The sequence below is a fragment of the Gilliamella sp. ESL1225 genome, from assembly GCF_058502635.1.
On sequence record NZ_CP196358.1, the window covers coordinates 1748248 to 1772804 of the forward strand.

The 24557-nt window shown below is 36.4% G+C and carries 23 protein-coding genes; 18 read left to right on the top strand and 5 right to left on the bottom strand.

Annotated elements, in window-relative coordinates:
- The first annotated feature begins 260 nt into the window (after positions 1-260).
- From ilvG to ACSYSW_RS08015, 6 genes are all read left to right on the top strand, one after another.
- Positions 261-1925, top strand: coding sequence for an acetolactate synthase 2 catalytic subunit (ilvG, locus tag ACSYSW_RS07990; RefSeq protein WP_491706242.1), 1665 nt, complete (start codon positions 261-263; stop codon positions 1923-1925).
- A gap of 3 nt (positions 1926-1928) precedes the next feature.
- The gene (gene ilvM, locus ACSYSW_RS07995) at positions 1929-2159 is read left to right on the top strand and encodes an acetolactate synthase 2 small subunit (RefSeq protein WP_491706243.1); all 231 of its coding nucleotides are present in this window, start codon (positions 1929-1931) and stop codon (positions 2157-2159) included.
- A 244-nt stretch (positions 2160-2403) separates the two neighbouring features.
- Positions 2404-3288 (top strand): branched-chain amino acid transaminase, encoded by an 885-nt coding sequence (locus tag ACSYSW_RS08000; protein WP_491706244.1) that lies wholly within the window; start codon positions 2404-2406, stop codon positions 3286-3288.
- A gap of 102 nt (positions 3289-3390) precedes the next feature.
- Positions 3391-5241 (top strand): dihydroxy-acid dehydratase, encoded by a 1851-nt coding sequence (gene ilvD / locus ACSYSW_RS08005; RefSeq protein ID WP_491706245.1) that lies wholly within the window; start codon positions 3391-3393, stop codon positions 5239-5241.
- Positions 5242-5255: 14 nt separating this feature from the next.
- Positions 5256-6800, top strand: coding sequence for a threonine ammonia-lyase, biosynthetic (gene ilvA, locus ACSYSW_RS08010; protein WP_491705554.1), 1545 nt, complete (start codon positions 5256-5258; stop codon positions 6798-6800).
- Positions 6801-7240: 440 nt separating this feature from the next.
- Positions 7241-9640, top strand: coding sequence for a membrane-bound PQQ-dependent dehydrogenase, glucose/quinate/shikimate family (locus tag ACSYSW_RS08015; protein ID WP_491705553.1), 2400 nt, complete (start codon positions 7241-7243; stop codon positions 9638-9640).
- 142 nt (positions 9641-9782) lie between these two features.
- Here ACSYSW_RS08015 and ACSYSW_RS08020 read toward each other — a convergent pair whose 3' ends face one another.
- Positions 9783-10709, bottom strand: a complete 927-nt coding sequence (locus ACSYSW_RS08020; RefSeq protein WP_491706056.1) for an L-lactate dehydrogenase — start codon at positions 10707-10709, stop codon at positions 9783-9785.
- Between the two features lie 395 nt (positions 10710-11104).
- On the opposite strand from ACSYSW_RS08020, the gene ACSYSW_RS08025 reads away from it, so the two are divergent.
- From ACSYSW_RS08025 to ACSYSW_RS08080, 12 genes are all read left to right on the top strand, one after another.
- Positions 11105-11980, top strand: a complete 876-nt coding sequence (locus ACSYSW_RS08025; RefSeq protein WP_491706055.1) for a metal ABC transporter substrate-binding protein — start codon at positions 11105-11107, stop codon at positions 11978-11980.
- Positions 11980-12870: a manganese/iron ABC transporter ATP-binding protein gene (locus ACSYSW_RS08030; protein WP_491706246.1), complete on the top strand. Its 891-nt coding sequence runs from the start codon at positions 11980-11982 to the stop codon at positions 12868-12870. The genes ACSYSW_RS08025 and ACSYSW_RS08030 overlap by 1 nt, the downstream gene beginning before the upstream one ends.
- A gap of 6 nt (positions 12871-12876) precedes the next feature.
- A complete protein-coding gene (locus ACSYSW_RS08035) occupies positions 12877-13740 on the top strand; it encodes a metal ABC transporter permease (RefSeq protein ID WP_491705551.1) in 864 nt (287 codons plus the stop codon).
- The gene (locus ACSYSW_RS08040) at positions 13740-14591 is read left to right on the top strand and encodes a metal ABC transporter permease (protein WP_491705550.1); all 852 of its coding nucleotides are present in this window, start codon (positions 13740-13742) and stop codon (positions 14589-14591) included. The genes ACSYSW_RS08035 and ACSYSW_RS08040 overlap by 1 nt, the downstream gene beginning before the upstream one ends.
- A gap of 298 nt (positions 14592-14889) precedes the next feature.
- Positions 14890-15564, top strand: a complete 675-nt coding sequence (locus ACSYSW_RS08045) for a hypothetical protein (protein ID WP_491705578.1) — start codon at positions 14890-14892, stop codon at positions 15562-15564.
- Positions 15500-16612, top strand: a complete 1113-nt coding sequence (locus tag ACSYSW_RS08050) for a hypothetical protein (protein WP_491706247.1) — start codon at positions 15500-15502, stop codon at positions 16610-16612. The genes ACSYSW_RS08045 and ACSYSW_RS08050 overlap by 65 nt, the downstream gene beginning before the upstream one ends.
- Before the next feature lie 5 nt (positions 16613-16617).
- Entirely contained in the window at positions 16618-17385 is a 768-nt protein-coding gene (locus ACSYSW_RS08055) for a tRNase toxin domain-containing protein (RefSeq protein ID WP_491705548.1), read from the top strand.
- A gap of 5 nt (positions 17386-17390) precedes the next feature.
- Entirely contained in the window at positions 17391-17630 is a 240-nt protein-coding gene (locus ACSYSW_RS08060) for a hypothetical protein (protein ID WP_491705547.1), read from the top strand.
- A gap of 93 nt (positions 17631-17723) precedes the next feature.
- The gene (locus ACSYSW_RS08065) at positions 17724-18137 is read left to right on the top strand and encodes an immunity 8 family protein (protein ID WP_491705546.1); all 414 of its coding nucleotides are present in this window, start codon (positions 17724-17726) and stop codon (positions 18135-18137) included.
- A 130-nt stretch (positions 18138-18267) separates the two neighbouring features.
- A complete protein-coding gene (locus tag ACSYSW_RS08070) occupies positions 18268-19050 on the top strand; it encodes a hypothetical protein (RefSeq protein WP_491705545.1) in 783 nt (260 codons plus the stop codon).
- Positions 19051-19053: 3 nt separating this feature from the next.
- Entirely contained in the window at positions 19054-19326 is a 273-nt protein-coding gene (locus ACSYSW_RS08075; protein ID WP_491705217.1) for a hypothetical protein, read from the top strand.
- Between the two features lie 272 nt (positions 19327-19598).
- The gene (locus tag ACSYSW_RS08080) at positions 19599-20060 is read left to right on the top strand and encodes a hypothetical protein (RefSeq protein WP_491705544.1); all 462 of its coding nucleotides are present in this window, start codon (positions 19599-19601) and stop codon (positions 20058-20060) included.
- Here ACSYSW_RS08080 and ACSYSW_RS08085 read toward each other — a convergent pair.
- The 4 genes from ACSYSW_RS08085 to ACSYSW_RS08100 form a co-directional block, all read right to left on the bottom strand.
- On the bottom strand, positions 20051-20836 hold the full coding sequence (locus ACSYSW_RS08085) for a JAB domain-containing protein (protein ID WP_491705543.1): 786 nt from the start codon (positions 20834-20836) through the stop codon (positions 20051-20053). The genes ACSYSW_RS08080 and ACSYSW_RS08085 overlap by 10 nt on opposite strands.
- Positions 20837-21137: 301 nt before the next feature.
- Positions 21138-22550: a replicative DNA helicase gene (gene dnaB, locus ACSYSW_RS08090; RefSeq protein ID WP_491705542.1), complete on the bottom strand. Its 1413-nt coding sequence runs from the start codon at positions 22548-22550 to the stop codon at positions 21138-21140.
- Positions 22551-22586: 36 nt separating this feature from the next.
- Positions 22587-23378, bottom strand: a complete 792-nt coding sequence (gene truA / locus ACSYSW_RS08095; protein ID WP_491706054.1) for a tRNA pseudouridine(38-40) synthase TruA — start codon at positions 23376-23378, stop codon at positions 22587-22589.
- Entirely contained in the window at positions 23371-24375 is a 1005-nt protein-coding gene (locus ACSYSW_RS08100; RefSeq protein WP_491705541.1) for an aspartate-semialdehyde dehydrogenase, read from the bottom strand. The genes truA and ACSYSW_RS08100 overlap by 8 nt, the downstream gene beginning before the upstream one ends.
- Between the last annotated feature and the right edge of the window lie 182 nt (positions 24376-24557).

Sequence of the window (24557 nt, forward strand, 5' to 3'; positions counted from 1 at the left end):
CACTTTTCAAAAAAACGAGTAATTTATAAAAATCACTTTATAAAAAACAACGAATAAATTAACACTCTTTATGAATTTTTCACTCAAAGTCGTTCTTATTAAAATTATTGTCAGCGTGGTGGTCATTATTCCAACGCGGGGGCGTCATTTGAGTTAATTATTTGAACGACTTAAATTTCAAAACCCCTGCCAAAATATGCGGGGGTTTTTTTTATGATAAATTTAAGTTTAAAAATACATTAAATAGTTGCGAGGAAATAATGTTAGGGACTCAATGGATCATTAAAACATTAAAAGAAAAAGGCATAACAACCATTTTTGGATATCCTGGCGGGCAAATTATGCCATTTTATGACGCGCTATACGATGGCGGGATCGAGCATATATTATGTCGCCATGAACAAGGGGCTGTTATGGCAGCAATTGGCTATGCCCGTGCTACTGGCAAAATTGGTGTTTGCCTTGCAACATCAGGACCAGGAGCCACAAATTTAATTACTGGACTTGCCGACGCGCTATTAGATTCAGTCCCTATTATTGCCATTACAGGGCAAGTTCCTAATAATTTAATTGGTACCGATGCCTTTCAAGAAGTTGACGTTTTAGGCTTATCACTTGCTTGTACTAAGCATAGCTACCTTGTCAATAACGCTGAGGATTTACCGAATATTTTAAATGAAGCTTTTTATCTAGCAAAATCAGGAAGACCGGGTCCAATTTTAATTGATATTCCAAAAGATATCCAACTTACCGATTTAGATTACATAAATTGCATAAATTCGCACTTCTCTTCATCTCAAGATACATTTCCTATAACAGACGAGATCCTATTACAAGCAAAAGAAATGATTGCTCAAGCTAAAAAACCGTTACTTTATATTGGTGGTGGTATTGGATTAGCTGACGCGGTAGATGAATTAAATGATTTTATTCAACAAACACAAATTCCAAGTATTTCAACATTAAAAGGATTAGGCAGCATTAATTCAACCCAGCCCTATTATTTAGGCATGGTTGGCATGCATGGCGCAAAAGTCGCTAATTTAGCCTTACAAGAAGCAGATTTACTTATCGCCCTTGGCGTTAGATTTGATGATAGGGTAACGGGTAAACTAAGCGAATTTGCACCTTTAGCACAAGTTTTACATATTGATATTGATTTAGCCGAACTTAATAAATTACGTCAGGCTGATTTAACCATACAAGCAAATTTAAAAGACATTTTACCGCAACTAATGGTAACAACTGATATTAATAACTGGCACCATGAAATTGACCATTTACGCCAGAAGCACCTCGTAAGATATGATCATCCCGGCGATTATATTTATGCACCTGCATTATTAAACACCCTATCAAAGCGTAAACCACAAAATACCATATTTACAACAGATGTAGGACAACATCAAATGTGGTCAGCACAACATATGAAATTTGACCATCCGCGAAATTTTATTACTTCAAGCGGACTTGGAACAATGGGCTTTGGTTTACCTGCAGCGATTGGCGCACAATTAGCAAGACCACGAGATTGTGTCATTTGTATTTCCGGTGATGGTTCTTTTATGATGAATGTACAAGAACTAGCAACGATAAAACGCAAACAATTACCTATCAAAATAGTATTAATTGATAATCAACGACTTGGTATGGTAAGACAATGGCAAGAATTATTTTTTAATGAACGTTATAGCGAGACTAATTTAAGCGATAACCCTGATTTTTTAATGTTAGCCAATGCATTTAATATTGACGGCAAAGTTATTTATAAAAAATCGGAAATTGACAATGCGTTAGATGAAATGTTCAATTCAAAAAACGCCTATTTATTACATGTTTGCATCGATGAGCTTGAAAATGTTTGGCCTTTAGTGCCACCAGGCGCAGCTAATCATCACATGCTTGAAAAAAGTTATCAGGAGTAAACTATGCATGATTTAACCCATCAAGTTACCATAACGGCATACGATAAATTAGAAACGCTAGAGCGTATCCTACGCGTTATACGTCATCGAGGCGCAAAAATACATGCTATGCAAATGCAACAAATCGCTAATGATTGTTTATCGATGACACTCACATTAAGTAGTCCGCGATCGATGACAAATATTAAAAATCAAATATCTAAATTAATCGATGTCATTTCAATTAATCATTAAGAGGCAACATTAAACATAAAAAGCTAAACTAAAGAAATTAAACGTAATAAGATATATACACAAGTTAAGACAATGTAATTAACACAACGTACTTAACACAACATAGTTAAAAGCAATTGGAAATAAGGCATGATTAATTAAATATGACAACGTGCACAATTTCTAAATTAATAATGAAAATTTAAGAGGGAAAAAATGGGATCAACAGCAAAATCAGATTTATATTTTATGGTTTAATGGTAAAATGGTACCATGGGCAGAAGCAAACGTACATGTTATGTCGCATGCTTTACATTACGGGACATCGGTTTTTGAAGGTGTTCGTTGTTATAATACACACAAAGGACCCGCTATCTTTCGTCATCGCGAACATGCCGAACGTTTATTAAATTCAGCAAAAATCTATCGCTTTCCTGTGCCTTATTCCATTGATGAAATCATGGAAGCTACGCGCCAAACTATCAAACAAAATAAATTAACCAGTGCTTATATTCGTCCACTGGTCTTTATAGGTGATGTTGGTATGGGAGTTAACCCACCGCCTGGATATAAAACAGATGTTATCATCGCGGCTTTCCCTTGGGGGGCTTATTTAGGTGAAGATGCTTTAGATCAAGGTATTGATGCCATGGTTTCATCTTGGAACCGCGTTGCATCTAATACGATTCCAGCCGCAGCAAAAGCAGGAGGAAACTACTTATCTTCTTTACTAATTGGTTCAGAAGCTCGTTTAAATGGTTTCCAAGAAGGGATTGCGTTAGATGTTCATGGTCATATTTCAGAAGGTGCGGGCGAAAACATTTTTATTATTAAAAATGGCATTTTATTTACCCCAGTTTTATCTTCATCTGCCTTACCAGGCATAACTCGTGACGCCGTTTTAACTCTAGCTCGTGATCTGGGTATCGAAATTCGCGAACAAACTCTATCGCGTGAAGCATTATACCTTGCTGATGAAGCCTTTATGACAGGAACAGCCGCTGAAATTACCCCAGTAAGAAGTGTTGATCGTATCCAGATTGGCATTGGTCGTGCCGGTCCAATCACCAAACAAATCCAACAAGCCTTCTTTGGTTTATTTGATGGTAAAACCGAAGATAAATATGGTTGGTTAGATCCTGTAAAATAAATAAATTCACGCCCGTTAAACGTTTAACGGGCAATCTTTGATATGCTTGATATGAAATCAAGCAACAAGGGATGCTTAAAATAAAAAAATTGGGAGCAAAAAATGCCTAAATATCGTTCCAAAACTTCCTTTGAAGGTCGTAATATGGCTGGAGCTCGTGCTTTATGGCGCGCTACCGGCGTAAAAGATGAAGATTTTGGTAAACCCATTATTGCGGTGGTTAATTCTTTTACACAATTTGTACCCGGTCATGTGCATCTAAAAGATATTGGTCAACTTGTTGCCAAACAAATCGAAAAAGCCGGCGGTAATGCCAAAGAATTTAATACAATTGCTGTCGATGATGGTATTGCTATGGGACATGGAGGAATGTTGTATTCATTACCTTCAAGAGAGCTTATTGCAGACTCGGTCGAATATATGATTAATGCCCATTGCGTCGATGCTATGGTTTGTATTTCCAATTGTGACAAAATCACACCGGGTATGTTAATGGCTGCTTTACGACTTAATATTCCGACTATTTTTGTGTCTGGTGGTCCAATGGAAGCTGGCAAAACAAAACTGTCTGATAATATTATCAAGCTTGATTTAATTGACGCGATGATTCAAGGCGCCAACCCAAATGTTAGTGACGAAGATAGCAATAAAATCGAGCAATCGGCTTGCCCTACTTGTGGATCATGTTCAGGCATGTTTACAGCTAATTCGATGAACTGCTTAACCGAAGCATTAGGCTTATCTTTACCGGGTAATGGATCGCTTGTTGCCACTCATAAACAGCGCGAAAAATTATTTTTAGATGCCGCGAATCGTATTGTTGATATTACTAAACGCTATTACGAACAAGATGATAATTCATTTTTACCACGTTCAATTGCAACAAAAGAAGCTTACGAAAATGCCATGTCATTAGATATTGCTATGGGCGGCTCAACAAATACCGTTTTACATTTATTAGCAACCGCACAAGAAGGTGAAATTGATTTTACAATGTCTGATATTGATAGATTATCACGTATCGTACCCCATCTTTGTAAAGTCGCACCAAGTACCCAGCTTTATCATATGGAAGACGTGCATCGTGCCGGGGGCGTTATTTCAATATTAAATGAATTAAACAAAGCCAAACTGTTAAATCGTAATGTGCATAACGTTTTAGGTCTTTCATTAGAAGAAACTCTCGATCAGTATGGTATTACTGAAAACGCCAATGATGAAATTAAAACGATGTACCTTAGCGGTCCTGCTGGTATTCGCACAACGCAAGCTTTTTCGCAAGATTGTTATTGGGATTCGTTAGATACCGATCGTGAAAATGGTTGTATCCGCGATAAAGCCCATGCTTATAGTCAAGACGGCGGACTTGCCACCTTATATGGTAATCTTTCTTTAGATGGCGCCATTGTAAAAACAGCTGGTGTTGCAGCAGAAAACCTTATTTTTAAAGGTCCTGCAAAAGTATTTGAAAGTCAAGAAGATGCCGTTGAAGCAATTTTAGGCGGTAAAATTGTTGAAGGTGATGTTGTTGTTATTATTTACGAAGGACCAAAAGGTGGACCTGGCATGCAAGAAATGCTTTATCCAACTAGCTATTTAAAATCAATGGGATTAGGTAAAAAATGCGCTCTAATCACCGATGGTCGTTTTTCTGGTGGATCATCCGGTTTATCTATCGGACATATCTCTCCCGAAGCGGCAAATGGCGGTTTAATCGGACTTGTCCGAGACGGCGATATTATTGATATCGATATCCCAAATCGAAAATTAGCTCTAATCGTTGATGATAAGGAACTAACCAAACGTCGTAATGAGGAATTGGCTCGTCAAGATAAAGCCTTTACGCCGCATCACCGTGATCGCTATGTATCTTATGCACTTAAAGCTTATGCAAGCCTTGCAACCAGTGCCGATAAAGGGGCTGTACGTGATAAAAGCAAGCTTGCTAATTAATTAGGTAATTCATCATGAAGCCAACTAATAACGAATTTACTGGAGCAGATTATTTAAAGGCCACGCTTTGCTCGGCGGTATATGATGTTGCCAATATCACACCGCTTGAATTAATGGAAAATTTATCCACACGTTTACATAATCAAATTTTCGTTAAACGAGAAGATCGCCAGTTAGTACATAGCTTTAAAATCCGTGGTGCACAAGCCATGATTGCCAGTTTAACGCCTGAAGAACGCAAACAAGGTGTCATTGCTGCATCCGCTGGCAATCATGCCCAAGGCGTTGCCCTTTCGGCAAGTAAACTTGGCGTTAACTCTTTAATTGTCATGCCTGTAACAACAGCAGATATTAAAGTCGAAGCCGTAAAAAGCTTTGGTGGTGAAGTGTTATTACATGGCGCAAATTTTGATGAAGCTAAAGCAAAAGCGCTAGAACTTGTAAAACAGCAAAATCGAATTTTTATCCCCCCTTTTGACCATCCGCTTGTTATTGCCGGTCAAGCCAGTATTGCCATGGAACTTATACAACAAAATGCAAAATTAGATCGCATTTTTGTCCCTGTCGGTGGGGGGGGTTTAGCTGCAGGCATTGCTGTATTAATCAAACAAATTATGCCGAACATAAAAGTCATTGCCGTTGAACCCGTCGAAGCTGCATGTTTAAAAGCCGCACTCGACGCAGGTAAACCTGTTGATTTAAATCGAGTGGGGTTATTTGCTGAAGGTGTTGCTGTTAAACGTATTGGCGATGAAACATTTCGCTTATGTCAAAAATATCTTGACGATATTATTACCGTGGATAGTGACGAAATTTGTGCAGCCGTTAAAGATCTCTTTGATGATGTAAGAGCCATTGCCGAACCATCTGGCGCTGTTGCGCTTGCCGGTTTAAAAAAGTATGTCGCATTGCATAACATACAAGGTGAAAACTTAGCGCATATATTATCTGGCGCAAATTTAAACTTTCATAATTTACGCTATATCTCGGAACGCTGTGAGCTTGGTGAAAAACGCGAAGTCCTACTTGCTGTTACCATCCCTGAACAAAAAGGCAGTTTTTTAAAATTTTGCCAGCTTTTAGGCAGGCGCATGGTAACAGAATTTAATTATCGTTATCATGATAAAAAATCGGCATGTATTTTTGTTGGGATTAAAACTTCTAAAATCGACGATAAACACGACATTATGAGCGATCTGATATCAGCAAATTACCCCGTTGTCGATTTAACCGATGACGAGATGGCAAAATTGCATGTTAGATATATGATTGGCGGTAAACCTTGCCAAACTATTGAAGAGCAAATCTATAGCTTTGAATTTCCTGAATCTCAAGGTGCATTATTAAAATTCTTACAAACGCTTGGCACAAATTGGAATATTTCAATGTTTCATTATCGAAGTCATGGTACCGATTGTGGGCGAGTTTTGGCTGGTTTTGAAATTGATGCAGCAAGTCAAGCAAAATTTAATCAACACTTAACACAATTAGGATATGATTTCCACAATGAAACCGATAATCCTTCAATACAATTATTTTTAACAAACTCTCCTAATTAAACTTCTAATTCAAAACAATAAAAGTTTAAAAGTTAAAAATAGAATCAATAAAGCAATCAATATGTTGGTTGCTTTTTTTATTATTCACTTTTCCTTAAATTTTTTAATAAATAAGCATTTTGATCTGTTCTCATGAACTCGATATGTATTGTTAATCATTATTAAAGACAGTAAAAAATAATTAAAATACCTTAATTGAGAGTATTGATTATCTTTCTATTTAAGTGCATATTGTTAATTATGTTAATTAATCGTTAAATTTAATTTAAATATTATTTTCATAATGTTTATCATTTTTTTTAATTATTATTGTGACATTAATTAGGCAACAAAATTAATTGTTTATAACTTTTTTTATCAATCTTTAAAAAATAGCTTTTTAAATACCCTTAATCAAGGGGGCTCTTTCTTAAAAGAAAGTAAAGAATAAGGAATATTTTATGGTAAATTTAACTTGGTTCCGTAAATTTTATTTATGGCTAGTTGCATTCATTTTTTTAATTAGTGGGCTTTATCTCACCTTTTTTGGATTTAAATTAATTTCTTTAAATGGAAGTTGTTTTTATTGCCTAATGGGACTTGCGCAAATTATTTCTGCTATCCTACTTTTTAGAAAAAGCACCTTAGGGGTATGGATATATGCCATTGCCTATATTTTAACCGTCATTTGGGCATTTGGTGAAGTCGGTCTACAATTTTGGCCTCTCTTTACGCGTTTAGAAGTTTTTACTGGCTATGCTATGTTAGTTGCGTTTATTTATCCAAGCCTACTACAACTTAAAACGGACAATCCAAATGCAGGGAAAGGCGGTTATTATATTGCATTTTTATTATTAATTCTTGTCGCAATCGGCGTAGCATTAATGTTTAAAGAACATAATGTTATTAAAAACGATATTGTGATTATGAATAATTCCCTATCGAAAAAAGATGCCCCGCTTGATTGGCAACAATATGCAAATACAACAAAAGGAACCCGCTTTTCTGGTGCTGATCAAATTACAAAAGAGAACGTAAAAAATCTAGAAAAAGCGTGGGAATTTCATACAGGTTATGTTCCTTACAATAGTGGCTCAGGTCCTGAAGATCAAAATACACCACTACAAATTGAAGATTCAGTTTACTTATGTACTCCAAACAATATTGTCATATCGGTCGATGCAGATTCAGGTAAAGAAAAATGGCGCTTTGATCCAAAAGCCACAACACCAAATTGGCACCGTTGCCGAGGACTTGCGTTCTATACTGACAAACCATTAGCGAATTCGCAAAATGTTAAACTAGAATCCCCTGATGAACAAAATGATCAAAATCAAGTATGTCAATCACGTATTATTATGAATACCGTTGATGCAAGACTGATGGCTATTGATTTAAAAACGGGGAAATTATGTGATGATTTTGGAGATCATGGTGTAGTTGATCTAAAAGTCAATATGGGTGATATTAAACCTGGTTATTACGAACCTACCGCAGCTCCGCTTGTTGCTGCTGACAAAATCGTTGTAGGGGGACGTGTTGCCGATAACTATTCAGTTGGTGAACCTGGTGGCGTTGTACGAGCCTATGATGTTCATACAGGAGAATTAATTTGGGCATGGGATCCAGGTAATCCAAGTATTACAGATGTTCCGTTGCCAAATCAAACCTATACTCGCGGCACCGTTAATGTTTGGGCAACAACGGCGTACGATCCTGATTTAGATCTTATCTATGTTCCAACTGGTAATGCAACGCCAGATTTTTTTGGTGGTATCCGTACTGAATACGATAATGAATATAATTCATCAATCGTCGCCTTAGAACGTAAAACCGGTCAAATCCGATGGACATTTAGAACAGTTCATCATGATCTCTGGGATTATGATTTACCATCACAACCTCTTTTATATGATATTCCTGACGGGCAAAATCGTGTTGTAAAAGCGCTTGTACAAACAACTAAATCCGGTCAAATTTTTATGATTGATCGTGAAACAGGTAAACCGATTGCCGAAGTGCAAGAAAAACTAGTCCCAACAGGTAATGTTGAAGGTGAATATTATTCTGCAACACAACCTTTCTCGGTCGGTATGCCATCAATTGGTAATGAAACTTTAACTGAAGAAGATATGTGGGGTGCAACACCTTACGATCAACTATTATGTCGTATTGATTTTGCAGGATCGGATTATAAAGGATTATTCACACCACCAGGAATGACTAAGACTTTACAATATCCAGGTTCACTTGGTGGTATGAATTGGGGAAGCGTTGCTGTCGATCCGCAAACAAATCTAATGTTTGTTAATGACATGCGTATTGGTTTAACTAACTGGATGATCCCACGTAAAGATATCCCAAAAAATGCAAGTGGTATTGAGATGGGCATCGTTCCGCAAGAAGGTACTCCTTTTGGGGCAATGCGCCTACGATTTACCTCTGTGCTTGGTATTCCATGTCAAAAACCACCTTTTGGTACCATGACAGCTATCGATCTTAAATCCAAACAAATCGTATGGCAAAAACCTATCGGTACGGTTATGGATACAGGTATTTTAGGTATTCCAATGCATTTACCTGTTCCAATTGGTATGCCAACGATTGGTGGACCAATGACAACTAAATCAGGCTTATTATTCTTTGCTGCGACACAAGATTTCTACTTGCGTGCTTTTGATTCAGCAACCGGTGAAGAAGTTTGGAAAGCGCGCTTACCTGTAGGTAGCCAAGGAACACCAATTAGTTATATCTCACCTAAAACAGGTAAACAATATATTGTTATCTCAGCAAGTGGGGCTCGCCAATCCCCTGTACGTGGTGATTATGTAATTGCTTATGCCTTACCAGATGAAAAATAAGTTGCACATATAATTATTCTAAATACAAAAAAGGATGAGAAAATATTAATTTCTCATCCTTTTTATTATTACTTTATGATTAATCTATCAATAACAAGATTCTAAAAAATTAATCAACACATTCTAAATTAAAATTATCTTATTAAAGGAGATTAATTTGCTTTAAATAACTTTTAATAATATCAATACTATTCGCAAATAACTGCTGCTCTTGAGAATCAAATTTAAGTTGAATGATTTCTTTCACACCGTTTTGATCTAAAATTGCAGGCACACCAATTGCAACCTCTTTATAACCGTATTCCCCATCTAAAATACAACTTACCGCGAGGGCTCTATGGCTATTGGTAAAAATTTGCTGACAAATTTCTGTAATCGTGCTACCAATTCCATACTCTGTACAATGTTTACGATCGGCAATAATAAAGCCCATTTTTCTTGCTTCAACACCAATTTCTTTAAAATCAATTTGTCTTTTTTCTAATTTATTTAGTGGGATACCATAAACCGAAGAATGAGACCAAACAGGAAATTGTGAATCACCATGTTCACCAACAATAAACGCATCAATACTTTGTGGGCCAATATCAAATTGGGCACCTAATAAACGACGTAAACGTACTGTATCAAGCCAAACGCCGGTGCCTATAACGCGATGTCTTGGTAAACCTGAGAGTTTCCAAACTTGATAAGTAATCGCATCACACGGATTAGTTGCTACTAAAAATATACCATTAAAGCCATTTTTCATCATTGTCGGCACAATGCCTTCGACTATTTTTGAGGTACCATCAAGTTCCTCTGCTCGACTTTTTTTCGCCATACCTGATGTAACAGTAATAATTGCAATGTCAATATCGGCACATTCTGACGCTTCTCTTAAACTGACTTTAATCATATTTTGGCGGTAAGCTGCAGCATCAAGTAAATCTAGCTGTTGCCCATAGGTTTTTTCTTTATTTATATCAACAAGTGCTATTTCTTCACAAATACCGCGATTAATAAGTGTGTAAGCGGTTGTCGAACCAACATTCCCAACACCAATAATCATCACTTTTCGTAATTTCATCATCGACTCCTAATTTATTTAAAAATAAATAATAACAACCTAATTAAATTACTTATACAATCACTTATCAATTTATCAACTTATTTTATAATATTATTTTTTAACATAATGAAAGATTTTATTTTTTAGACTATACACAATATATAAATAAGGCTATCATCATTTTTATGATTATTTAAATTAATGATGCTCAAAAGAAGCCATAACCTTCTTCTTTTTCATTATTTAAAATCTTAAATATGATAAGGTTATTGACATAGTTAATTTAAATAATAATAATTCTCATTATTAATTATTTTTGGAGACTATCTTTGATTTCACTTCCATTTAATGCATATAAAAATCATCGAAACATAATCGTTAGATGCTTATCCAAAATAAGTGTTCTTCTTACTATTACCCTTTTAGCCTCTGTTTTACTGGCATCTATAAATTTTGCTCATGGCGATGAAAAAAAATTTAAAGTCGTCACAACTTTTACGATTATCCAAGATATCGCCCAAAATATTGCGGGTGATGCAGCTGATGTTGAGTCAATTACTAAACTCGGCGCAGAAATACACGAATATGAGCCAACACCCCAAGATATTATTAAAGTACATTCTGCTGATTTAATTTTATGGAATGGACTGAATCTTGAATTATGGTTCAAACGTTTTTTTGAGGATGTCAAAGATGTTCCAGCTGTTGTTGTTACTGAAGGTATTAATCCTTTACCAATACAAGAAGGAAGTTATAAAGGCAACCCCAATCCGCATGCGTGGATGTCGCCGACTTTAGCCTTGGTTTATATTGAAAATATTCGAAAAGCACTGGTCAAATATGATCCGAAACATGCTGATATTTATAATCAAAATGCGAAAATTTATGCGGATAAAATCAAAGCACTCGATGAGCCTTTACGCGAACGTCTTGCTAAAATTCCCGATAATCAACGTTGGTTAGTGACAAGTGAAGGTGCTTTTAGCTATTTAGCGCAAGATTATAATTTGCGGGAAGCTTATTTATGGCCAATTAATGCCGAAGGTCAAGGAACCCCTAAACAAATAAAACATGTGATTGATCTTGTTCGAAAAAACAATATTCCGGTTATTTTTAGCGAAAGTACCATTTCGAATAAACCCGCTTTACAAGTCAGTAAAGAAACCGGTATTAAATACGGCGGCGTTTTATATGTTGATTCTTTATCAACAAAAGATGGAAAAGTCCCAACTTATATTGATCTATTAAATGTTACCGTTGAAACTATTGCGCAGGGTTTTGAAAAATAATGAGTCAGATTCAGTTAGATGTCGAAAACATCACGGTTACCTATAATAATGGACATACGGCCATTTATGATGCCAGTTTTTCTCTTGCTGGCGGAACGATTTGTGCGCTAGTAGGGATAAATGGAAGTGGCAAATCAACGTTATTTAAAAGTATCATGGGAATGGTGCGTCCAACAGCCGGAAAAGTAACGATTAATGATAAGCCTGTCAAATCTGCTTTAAAACAAAATCTCGTCGCTTATGTCCCCCAAACTGAAGAAGTCGACTGGGACTTTCCGGTTCTGGTTTCCGACGTCGTCATGATGGGACGCTACGGTCATATGTCTTTTTTACGAATCCCGTCTAAAGAAGATAAAAAACAGGTTGATTTAGCGCTGAAACGCGTATCAATGACTGAATTTAAACATCGACAAATTGGTGAATTATCCGGCGGTCAAAAAAAACGAGTATTTTTAGCTAGAGCTCTGGCTCAACAAGGAAAAATCTTATTATTAGATGAACCTTTTACAGGAGTCGATGTTAAAACAGAAAATGCCATTATTGATTTACTTAAAGAATTGCGTAATGAAGGGCATTTAATATTAGTTTCGACACATAATTTAGGTAGTGTACCTGAATTTTGTGATCAAGTAGTGTTAATCAACCGAACTGTTCTTGCTTTTGGTGATACCAAAACAACCTTTACGCCCCATAATCTTATGCAGACCTTTGGCGGTACATTACGTTATCTAAGCCTTTCTGGTAATACCTTACATGATGATGAAGATCCACGAAGAGTTTCTATATTAACCGATGATGAAAGAGCCGCTATTTTTTATGGTGAAGGTCAACATGATTCTCCTCACAAAGATCTACTTATCGATCACCTTGTCCATGATCCAAAAGGATAAATTAACATGGAATATTTACTAGAGCCTTTTAATTACGCTTATATGACTAAAGCCATCTTATTAAGCGCAATAGTCGGCATGGCATGCGCATTTTTATCCGCCTTTTTGATATTTAAGGGGTGGTCTTTAATGGGCGATGCGCTTTCCCACTCGGTAGTACCTGGTGTTGCAGGTGCTTATGCATTAGGTTTGCCCTATTCAATTGGTGCTTTTTTTACCGGTTTACTTGCCGCACTAAGTATTACCTTTGTACGTTATTATTTACGCTTAAAAGAAGATGCCGTTATTGGTTTTATCTTTTCTACCTTCTTTGCTGCCGGTTTACTTATCATTTCATTAAACCCGACCTCGGTCGATATTATGACTATCACCTTTGGTTATATACTCGGAATTGATGATAGTGACATGTGGCAAGTAATAATAATTATTTTAATTTCATTTACGATCCTTCTTTTAATATGGAAAGACTTACTCATCACCTTTTTTGATGAAATTTACGCCAAATCTATTGGCTTACCAACTTTAAGACTTAAAATTATCTTTTTCACAATATTAAGCGCCTGCACCGTTGCCGCTTTACAAACTGTTGGTGCTATTTTAGTGATTGCGATGGTCATTACCCCAGGTGCAACGGCATATTTACTTTGTCAGCGATTTTCACGATTAATCATTCTATCCATTATTATTGGCGGATTAAGTAGCGCAATTGGTGCATGGTTAAGTTATTTTATTAACGGTGAAACAGGTGGAGTAATTGTTACCTTACAAACGCTTGTATTTATCCTCGCTTTTTTATTTGCTCCTCAGCAAGGTATAATTTCAAGACGCTTAAGAATTAGCGCTTCATTAAAAAATAAGGGGACAACATAATGATAGAAATATGGGACTTCATCATTAAACCGCTTTCTTACCCCTTTATGCAAAGAGCAATCATTGCAGCATTAGCAACTGGTATTGTTTGTGCCTTGTTATCGTGTTTTTTGATATTAAAAGGTTGGTCATTAATGGGCGATGCTATCGCACACGCTGTGTTACCGGGTATTGTTATTGCTTATGTTATCGGTATTCCTATTGTCTTTGGTGCCTTTGTATCTGGACTATGTTGCTCAATTGCATCAGGTTTTATCAAACAAAATTGCCGTGTAAAACAAGATACCGTTATGGGCATTGTTTTTTCGGGCATGTTTGCTTTTGGTATTGTCTTATTCTCAAAAGTGGATACCTCGGTTCATTTAACACATGTCTTATTCGGCAACGTTTTAGGAACGCAATATAAGGATTTAATACAAATTTTAATTATCGCAGCGTTAGTCTCTATTATTATCATTCTTAAATACCGAGATTTAATGCTCTTTTGTTTTGATCCTATCCAAGCAACTGTCATCGGTTTACCCGTTAAATTACTACATTATGGTTTATTAACATTATTATCATTAACCATTGTGACATCATTACAAGCTGTCGGGGTAATATTAGTGATTGCTATGCTTATCGCCCCAGGTATTACCGCTTTTACCTTATCAAAACGCCTTAGTTATATGATGATTATTGCAACCTTTGTTGCTGTGTTTTCGACGATATCAGGTACCTATATTAGCTATTATTTAAACGCGGCAACCAGTGCGTGTATTATTCTTATTCAAGCTATGGTATTTGTTATTGTGCAAATTATTTATTTAATAAAAAAACACTGTACGAGCCATATGCCAAAAACGTTTTAATTTTGCTTTTGCATGATTAAATAATCAACCACATAAATATGCGAAATTTGAAATGCTGGCAAATTTCGCTAATATCATTACATCTCACTTTCTTAAACAACTTTTTGCTTTGCAAATAATTTACAGTATGCTACCTTATACCCGGTAATAAGCATCGATTTTACTTAATAACAATTACGTGACAACCTAATCTTTTTAGCTTAGTGATTTTTTATAACTCACTCATTTTTTGCTATTTATTAAGTAATTGATGATTAAAGTCTGCCAAAAATAAACAATAAAAAAACGGAAATAAAACATGTACTACTATCAACTGCTCACCCCAAGCGAGTGGGATAACCTTATACAAGAATTTAGAGAGGGTGAAGGCGAATTTAGATGCAGTCCTTTTTTTCCTCGTCGCATTAAATACTTCCATAAAACCGACTATCACCCGATTATTAAAAAGCTCGTTGCCAATCCTAATAGCTGTAAAAATTTCTATCCCTTACTGCAAAAAAACGGCTTACATTATGCGGCTTATTATCACCGTTATCCCGATAAGGTCGCAAAGTGTTTATTACAGGCACTCTATCACGAACGACTTATTTTGCGCACCTTACCGATTTTCAATCCCGTTTTCGATATGCGCCCATCCTCTCCACCTATGCCACCGCCCATTCCATATAATAGAAAAATCCCGGAATACCAACCTGATTACACTTGGATTATTGTTGAGCTCATCAATCGCCCAGCACTACCCATCGGCTTTTATGATGGCGCAGCGCCTGACATTAATGCCGCTCATTTCCTGTTCAATCATGATTTTAGCCCCGATGAAATTTTTTTAGGTAAGAATAAAAGTGTATTTAGTACCGAAAAGGTGTATCCCAAAGTACATTTACTGCTAGGGGGCGGCTTAAACGCCATTGAACTTGCGGAAAGGGGGGATAAACGCTTACACGTTAAAAAAACTGGCACAAGCCTGGCTTGATGACTTAACCGCCTTATTAACCTCCGGCAATTCACCCTTTACGGTTGAGATAGATAACGCCCTGGCGGGTCAAATTAATTATGGTTATTCCGCCGAGCATTTTCGCTATGCCCCTTTGCTTTGGCAACAAAATATGTTTCGCCCGGATGAGCACATTGGGTTTATGTTTTATCAGCTACTGATATTATTAAACAACACCTATTTTTTTACCGCCGAGCAACGCATCGGCACGTTAGCGTATGAAGACAGCGAAGGAGCAACGTACCCGCCCATTTTCTACAAGGACGTGATTTCAGCCGTTAGTCAGCTTAAACACAGTGAGGGATTTGATAAAGCGGATTATCGCTATCATAATAGCGATATCGTTAAACGTGTCCGCGCGTATCTCTATAGCCCCCTTGTGTTAGATGGCACAGGTGATGAGCGCGATGAAGAAACACGCTTAACAGCGGCAATTAAAACCGCCACGCAGCATGATAATCTTACCGATATCGAGTCCCTCTATGTTAACGCCTTTAAGCTGCTCAAATACCTGCGGCAACCGGCTATTATTAAGCATGTTGAAACACGCAAAAAGTATCGGTTAAAAGGCACCCGGATTGAATTTGCCTATACGCAGCTCCCAAAATGTGATGAGGTACTGCTTCAACTTCATTCCAGTTATAAATATAAAATCATTCCCCAGATTGAGGATAATCCTTATCATCTCGATAACGATACGGCAGATTGCAAACTGATTGGACGTTATAACCCCAAGGATTTATGCCGCGTTAAAATCCCTAAAAAATGGGCACATATCGAAAAATGGCAAGTGATTAATGAGCCAGTTGAGCCTGACTTTGTTGATAACAAGATAGCCAGGTACACATGGACCGAGCACGATAAACAAAATGTTTGGAATAGCTTTGTACTGAGTGAGCAATTCTGCCTGCCTTTTCGCGTTACCCCCATCGGTGACTTAGTCTGCCACACAGCACTCGTGACTGCGGGTTATACCACCGAAGGCAAATCAAACGAAGCCCTTGAGCATGAAATGCCCGCTTTTTAGGGGGGATGAAAGTCGTACAAGGTGCAGCGACGCTGATTGCTGCCAGCGCGTTAGCTGAAACCGGCATCGGTCTAGGGCTTGCAACCACGTTACTATTTTTTGGGCTAGATAATATCCAATCAGGGGCTCGGCAAGTAATATCGGGTGAATATACCTCAACAATCGGTGGCAGTTTAATTGAAGCAACCGGCATATTCCCCGATGGCACCGGCGAAGATATTTACGCATTAGCCGATATGACTGCAGCCGGTAAAGCGGGCTTAGTCATTAAAACAGCGACACAATCCCGTAATATCATCAAACTCACCAGTATTAAAGGCACCCCACCCGTTAAACCCAGTGAAATTGGTATCACCGTTGAGAATATCTCGCTTAATCAACGTAATATGATTAATATTAAAGAATCTGCTTTTAGTCCAAATGAATTAGCAGATGGAGTAAGAAATACAATAAAGGTTGATAATAAACTTAGCATAACAGAGTTAATTAATGCAGCAAATAAACCCGTTAATCAACAAGGATTATCAGAGGCATCAAGAGCTTGGGAAAAACATGCAAATAGACAAGGTGGAACATTTGGGTCATTAAAAGGCAATGTGATTCAAAAAAATACTGCTGCGAGTGAATTTGTAAAGGGAGTATTGGAAAATCCTGATATGATTAAAACAGAATTATCCCGAGGAGGGATTGAATATAGATTACCTAATGGTCAAGGGATTCGTTATAACTCAGATGGTTCTTTTTCTGGGTTTCTCGACCCAAAAAGGAGATAACTAATATGAGTACTGATTTTGAAATAGATTTTTTTAGTGATAATAAATACGAAGAAATAACAATTGAAATATCCTACAAAGGGCAGATACTTTGTCAATTAAATAAAGATAAAGGTATTTCAAATATAGAAATAGAATTTTCCTGTGATTCTAAAATATTAGAGATACCCGTAATAACTAAGTTCCCACTTGATGAATTTATTCATATTTTAAATGAAGCAAAACAAGACCTTATTACTTCATAAATACAAATTTATACGATTAATTATCCATCAGTTTTGCTGATTAATTTTAATCGTATTATCACAGATATATTGATATGTAGAAAAAGACGTCATTTGGGAATAGGAGAAGAGAACGGCACTTATTTATTAAGAATTAATATAAATATGAAAGCACAATTAAAATTAATGTATTCAATCGAAAGCGATTTTAATGGTTGTAGTTTAATTGATTATAAACCAGTTAATGAAACGGATTTTGCTATAAGTATAAATTTAGATATTGGAACCGAAGAAAATGATGCTTCTGATAATTTTGATTTATTTATATGTACGCCTGAATGGCTTTGTAACAATCAGTGGGAGCCCGAATTAATTCGTCATATGTTAATAGTTAGGAAATATGATTTTGATGAAATAAAAAATACCATAAATAAATATATTGAAAATTGTACTGGTGATACTTGGCTAGAAATAGCTACAAAACTCTCGAGGTATTTTTCTTGGGAATTTGAAGATTTTGAATACTAATTTTAAAATTATTTAAATATTCTTAAAAACCATTTAGTACAATAATTAGAATAGCTTTGTACTGAGTGAGCAACTTTGTCTACCTTTTCGCGTTACCCCCATCGGTGACTTAGTCTGCCACACAGCACTCGTGACTGCGGGTTATACCACCGAAGGCAAATCAAACGAAGCCCTTGAGCACGAACTGCCCCGCTTTTTAGGGGGGATGAAAGTCGTACAAGGTGCCGCGACACTGATTGCTGCCAGCGCGTTAGCTGAAACCGGCATAGGTCTAGGGCTTGCAACCACGTTACTATTTTTTGGGCTAGATAATATCCAATCAGGGACTCGGCAAGTAATATCGGGTGAATACACGTCAACAATCGGTGGCAGTTTAATTGAAGCAACCGGCATATTCCCCGATGGCACCGGCGAAGATATTTACGCATTAGCCGATATGACTGCAGCCGGTAAAGCGGGCTTAGTCATTAAAACAGCAACACAATCCCGTAATATCATCAAACTCACCAGCATTAAAGGCACCCCACCCGTTAAACCCAGTGAAATTGGTATCACCGTTGAGAATATCTCGCTTAATCAACGTAATATGATTACTATTGACGAGCCGACGTTTAGTCCATATGCTAAAAAGGAAACTACTGAGCAAATACTTCATAATTTACCAAAAACTAGAGTTGAGCTTTATACCGATCTAAAATCGAAAGGTTTTACAAATAATGGAAAATCGCAGGGAAATTATGAAACTTGGAAAGGCTCAGATGGTGTCACTGTAACAATCAAGCCAACCGGTGAAGTTATTAGAACACAAAGAGTATGGAAATCTGATGGTTCAGGTAAATATTCTGAACGACAAGATTATTTAGGTAATAGACTTCCAGACCAATCACATTCAACAGGACATTTTGTGGAGTAAATTATGAAATTTGAAGATGTATGCCTTGGAACTGTAGATTTTAGTAATTTCGGGTGCGATATTATTTTTGATATATGGAGTACTTATGATGGGGCATCTTTAGGAAAGATCCATTGTAAGAATGTAAAGGAATTTGAATTTAAAAATACACTTGATGGAGAAGAATTGTATGGTTCTTATATCGCTCTCGTGAAAATAGAATCAGGAACTTTAATAATGGAGTCTGGTGAGATTTGGTTTAGAGTGATTAGTGAAGAAATAATTTCCACTTTATAGATTAATAATCTTAGGTGTAATTAACGAAGATTTAACTTTTAATTATTAAAACAATATTAAATATGAACTTCTAAAATCTAATCAATGGGTAAACAATTCAAATACGAAGATTTTTATTAGTTCTAAAAATAGCTTATTAAATAATAAATATCCTTTATAAAAAATGACGATTAACTCGTCATTTTTTATTGACTATCTCAATACAACAAGCGCGGTTAATAGCGCATTTATTGATGACTATTTTAGCTATCTTAACCCCCATCAGTTAAGTAATGCCTTCGAGGCGAAGGCCCATCCTGCTTGAAACACGCAAAAAGTATCGGTTAAAAGGCACCCGGGTTGAATTTGCCTATACGCAGCTCCCAAAATGTGATGAGGTACTGCTTCAACTTCATTCCAGTTATAAATATAAAATCATTCCCCAGATTGAGGATAATCCTTATCATCTCGATAACGATACGGCAGATTGCAAACTGATTGGACGTTATAACCCCAAGGATTTATGCCGCGTTAAAATCCCCAAAAAATGGGCACATATCGAAAAATGGCAAGTGATTAATGAGCCCGTTGAGCCTGACTTTGTTGATAACAAAATAGCCAGGTACACATGGACCGAGCACGAAATGCCCCGCTTTTTAGGGGGGATGAAAGTCGTTATTCTTTTGATAATAACGTTTTTTACAACATCACCCGATTTTAAATATCGCATTACTCATACTTTCGCCTATTCTTGATTAGGTGGATTGATAATACGTTCAATCTCTTTTGGGCTCATATCCATAATTTTAGCGATGCTTTCAACGTCAACTCCTTTTTCAAGTAGCGTATTGACCATCGTTTGTTCTAATTTCTCTCGTCGTTGTTTTTCAATTTGTTTGGCTTCACGTTCTGATTTCATTTTTTCTTGCGCTACTTTAGTCTTATCCTTTTCACTTTCTAACTTTTCTTTAATGGATTTAGTTTTATTATTTGCTATATCTAATTTCTGTTTAGCAATACTTAGCTTTTCTTTCGCAATAGCCCGCTCTTCTTTTCGGATCTGTTCAACTACCTGATACGTTGGCACATATTTTAAACTCTTCTCTAGTTCATTCATTAAACCAATTGAGCGAAAGCTGACATAATTTTTAGGGCTGATAATTAAGTGATCGGTCAATTCAATATTTAAAATGCGACCCACTTGTATTAATCGGTCGGTTATATCTTTATCCGCATCAGACGGCACTAACCGACCCGAGGGATGATTATGAATAGCAATCACACGCGTGGCATTTTTCATCACAGCAACTCGAAATACATTCATCGGCTCGACATCGACCGAATGCACACTACCAAGTGCAATCAGCTCAATATACAAAATAAAGCCAGCAGTATTAAGACCAATAATCCAAAAATGCTCCTTTTCTTGATCGATTTTATTATCTCGCAATAATACTCGACGCATAATTTCAAATACATCATCGGTACCATTAATATACTGCTTATCGTTCTTGCTGAGTTTAATATCCATTGCGATTGCCTATGCGTTAGACTTAGGGAGTAAATTGGTTAAAAAATATAGCATAAAAGCGCGGTAACTTAAATGTCGTTGCGTCGTTTTGAGAGCAGAATTAAAGAAGAAATTATGCCATTAAATAATTTTTATTAAATTTGCGAGGTAGTTCGCAAAATAGATAAATGATACATGTAATTGGATGAAATAGATCCTAAAAACAAAAAATCCTAGTTTTTAAGCTGGGATTGTTAATATAGATTTTAAACGATCCTTTATTAGTGTGCGTAAAACAATTAATCCCATTTGACAAATTCAGTTATTCATCATCTAAATATTTACTTGCATCGGCATAATTATCAAAGCGTGAAAATTGTCCTTGAAATTTTAAGCGCACTTTGCCAATAGGACCATTACGTTGTTTACCCAAAATAATTTCAGCAACGCCTTTATGATCCGAATTTTCGTTATATACTTCATCTCGATAGATAAACATAATGACATCGGCATCTTGTTCAATTGAGCCTGATTCACGTAAATCTGAATTGACAGGTCTTTTATCAGCGCGCTGTTCAAGGCTTCGATTTAATTGTGATAAAGCGACAACCGGGATTTGTAATTCTTTGGCTAACGCTTTTAAAGATCGTGAAATTTCGGCAATTTCAAGCGTTCGGTTTTCAGAGATATTAGGCACACGCATTAATTGTAAATAATCGACCATAATCATACTTAGCCCTTTATGTTCTCGATAAATACGACGCGCTCTCGAACGCAATTCCATTGGCGTTAATCCTGCTGAGTCATCAATATAAATATTTTTCTTTTCAAGCAAAATCCCCATACTACTTGAAATCCTCGCCCAGTCGTCATCTTGCAGTTGACCGGTACGTATTTTAGTTTGATCAACGCGTGACAAAGATGCAAGCATACGCATCATTATTTGATCGGATGGCATTTCTAAACTAAAAATCAATACGGGTTTTTCTTGATCCATCGCCGCATTTTCGCATAAATTCATAGCAAAGGTTGTTTTTCCCATTGATGGACGAGCAGCAATAATAATTAAATCTGATTTTTGTAAACCTGCGGTTTTTTTATCTAAATCTGTAAAACCTGTTGAGACCCCCGTTACCCCATTATGTGGGCGCTGGAATAATTCCTCAATTTTAGCCACGGTTGATTCAAGCACATCGGTAATATTTTTAGGGCCTTCACCCTGTTTTGTTCTGCTTTCGGCAATTTGAAAAATCTTACTTTCTGCCAAATCTAATATTTCATTGCTATCTCGACCTTCTGTAGAATAGCAATTATCGGCAATATCATTAGATGCACTAATTAATTCTCGTAAAATAGCTTGTTGACGAATAATATCAGTATAAGCGACAACATTAACTGCACTCGGCGTGTTTTTTGATAGCTCGGCCAAATAAGCAAATCCGCCAACATCAGCAAGTAGCTCTTTATTTTCAAGACTGTCCGATAAAGTTATTAGATCAATAGGGGTTGCTTTACTAACAAGACTGTGCATTTCAGCAAAAATAAGTTGATGATGTCTAGCATAAAAATCACGCTCGGTGATCATTTCCGAAACCAGATCCCATCGTTGATTATCTAACATTAAACTACCCAAAACCGCTTGCTCTGCTTCAATAGAATGCGGAGGTAATTTTATATTTTGATTTATCGCTTTATTATATTTTTGTGCTTCTTTATTTGTTTCTTTCGTCGTCATAGTGTTAATATTCATCGTATTTTAGATAATTTTTAATCATTCATTTGATAAAAATAAAGGTCCTAATGGCGTTTGAGGTAAATGATATTCCGCTTTGTAATCTACTTTGACTAAATACAGCCCTTCTGGTTTTGCTGTCGCAGCAGCTAAGGTGCGATCTTTTGCTTGTAACAATTCTGCGATCCATTCCGGTTTTTGATTAAGCGTGCCAACTTCGCATAAACTACCAACAATATTTCGTACCATATGATGCACAAATGCATTGGCTTTAATATCAACAATAATGTAATCCCCTTGCCGATAAACATAAATATGATGAATATTGCGAAAAGGTGTTAAAGATTGACATTGGGCAGCTCTAAACGATGTAAAATCATTTTCACCTAATAAATATTGGGCAGCCTTATGCATTAATGAGGCATTTAATGGTAAATAACAATGCGTTACACCACTTGCTAAAATGGCTGGGCGATAGCGGTGATTATAAATAATATAACGGTAACGCCTTGCTATCGCACTGTGGCGAGCATGAAAATTAGTATCCACATCTTGCGACCATCTAACAGCAATATCAGGTGGTAGATGAGAGTTCACACCCATTGTCCATGCGCCATGCGACCGAATAGCTTGTGTTTCAAAATGAATCACTTGACCTGTTGCATGAACACCAGCATCAGTGCGCCCAGCACAAAATACCGTTATTGGCTCTGATGCGATTTTCGATAATGCGTTTTCTAAATGCTCTTGAATCGAACTTACAGCTTGCTGCCGTTGCCAACCATAATAACGACTACCATCATATTCAATACCGAGTGCAATTTTAGACATAGTCATTAATTAAGATCTCAAGCGTTTCAATCAATAATTTAGCCCCTAAGAAGCGAATATTATCTGCAACTGACCAAAATTGTACTTGTTCAAAATGACCATATCCATGACGTAAATTAGCTAATTTAATGGCGAGATTAGACGACGCATCAGGGTTAGCTTCGCTAACTGGAGTTGGTAAATTATCCCCATAAATCTCAATACCAAAATCTGCAAATCGTCCTGAATCTAATTCAATCGGAAAACTACTTGAAATATTAACAGCTTGCGCTAATCCATAAAAAACAGGCATGATGACAGATTCAATAGAAATAGGTAATTGATAATTATTCAAAACTTTGCGTATTTGATCGATTTGCGATTTTTCACCCAAAATCGTATCGTCTTTTTGGTGGGACACCGGCAAAATATTAAATGCTAATTGATTATCAAAAATGGCATTTTCAACCGGCATTCCATTTAATAATCTTGCACTTTGCCCTGCAAGTTCATCTACCCCTTGTTTACCATATAATGATGCTGGTATAAAATTAGTAACATGTATGTTATCTAGCTGCTCGACATCCGTTAAAGATGCAACTGAAAGAAGTAATTGGCAGACAGGTGCACTGGCTAAAGCAATAATATTTTCGTTACGATATTCTGACAGAATAGAATTATTAATTTTAGGCACCAGTAATGGAATATGCTCTTGGTTAAAAAAGTAACCACTAGCATCAATGACGATACATCCTGATTCAGCGGCCAACATTGCATATTTTTCACTAACCGCTAAATTTGCCACAAAAAAAGCAAAATGGCACTGGCTAAAATCCATTTGTTCACAATCAATAACGGTTAAATTCTTACCGTTATAGCGAATAATTTCGCCTTCACTGTTATCACTTCCGACTAAATAGAGCTTGTCAATGTCAATTGCCGAGTGTTGTAATAATTCTACTAAAGCCGATCCAACTTGTCCCGTCGCGCCGACAATAGCAATATTCCATGTTGACATAGCTAACCCCTCACAAAAAATTAAAATATGATTATAACATTAATTACTTAATATATTCGATAAAGTAATCTAAGTGATTTTTTTAGATTTTTTACTGTTTTTGCTTTATCACTGACATAAAAATAACTAAAAATATTGTATAACAGATCGCAAAACTAAATATTACATGTTTTATGATTTTA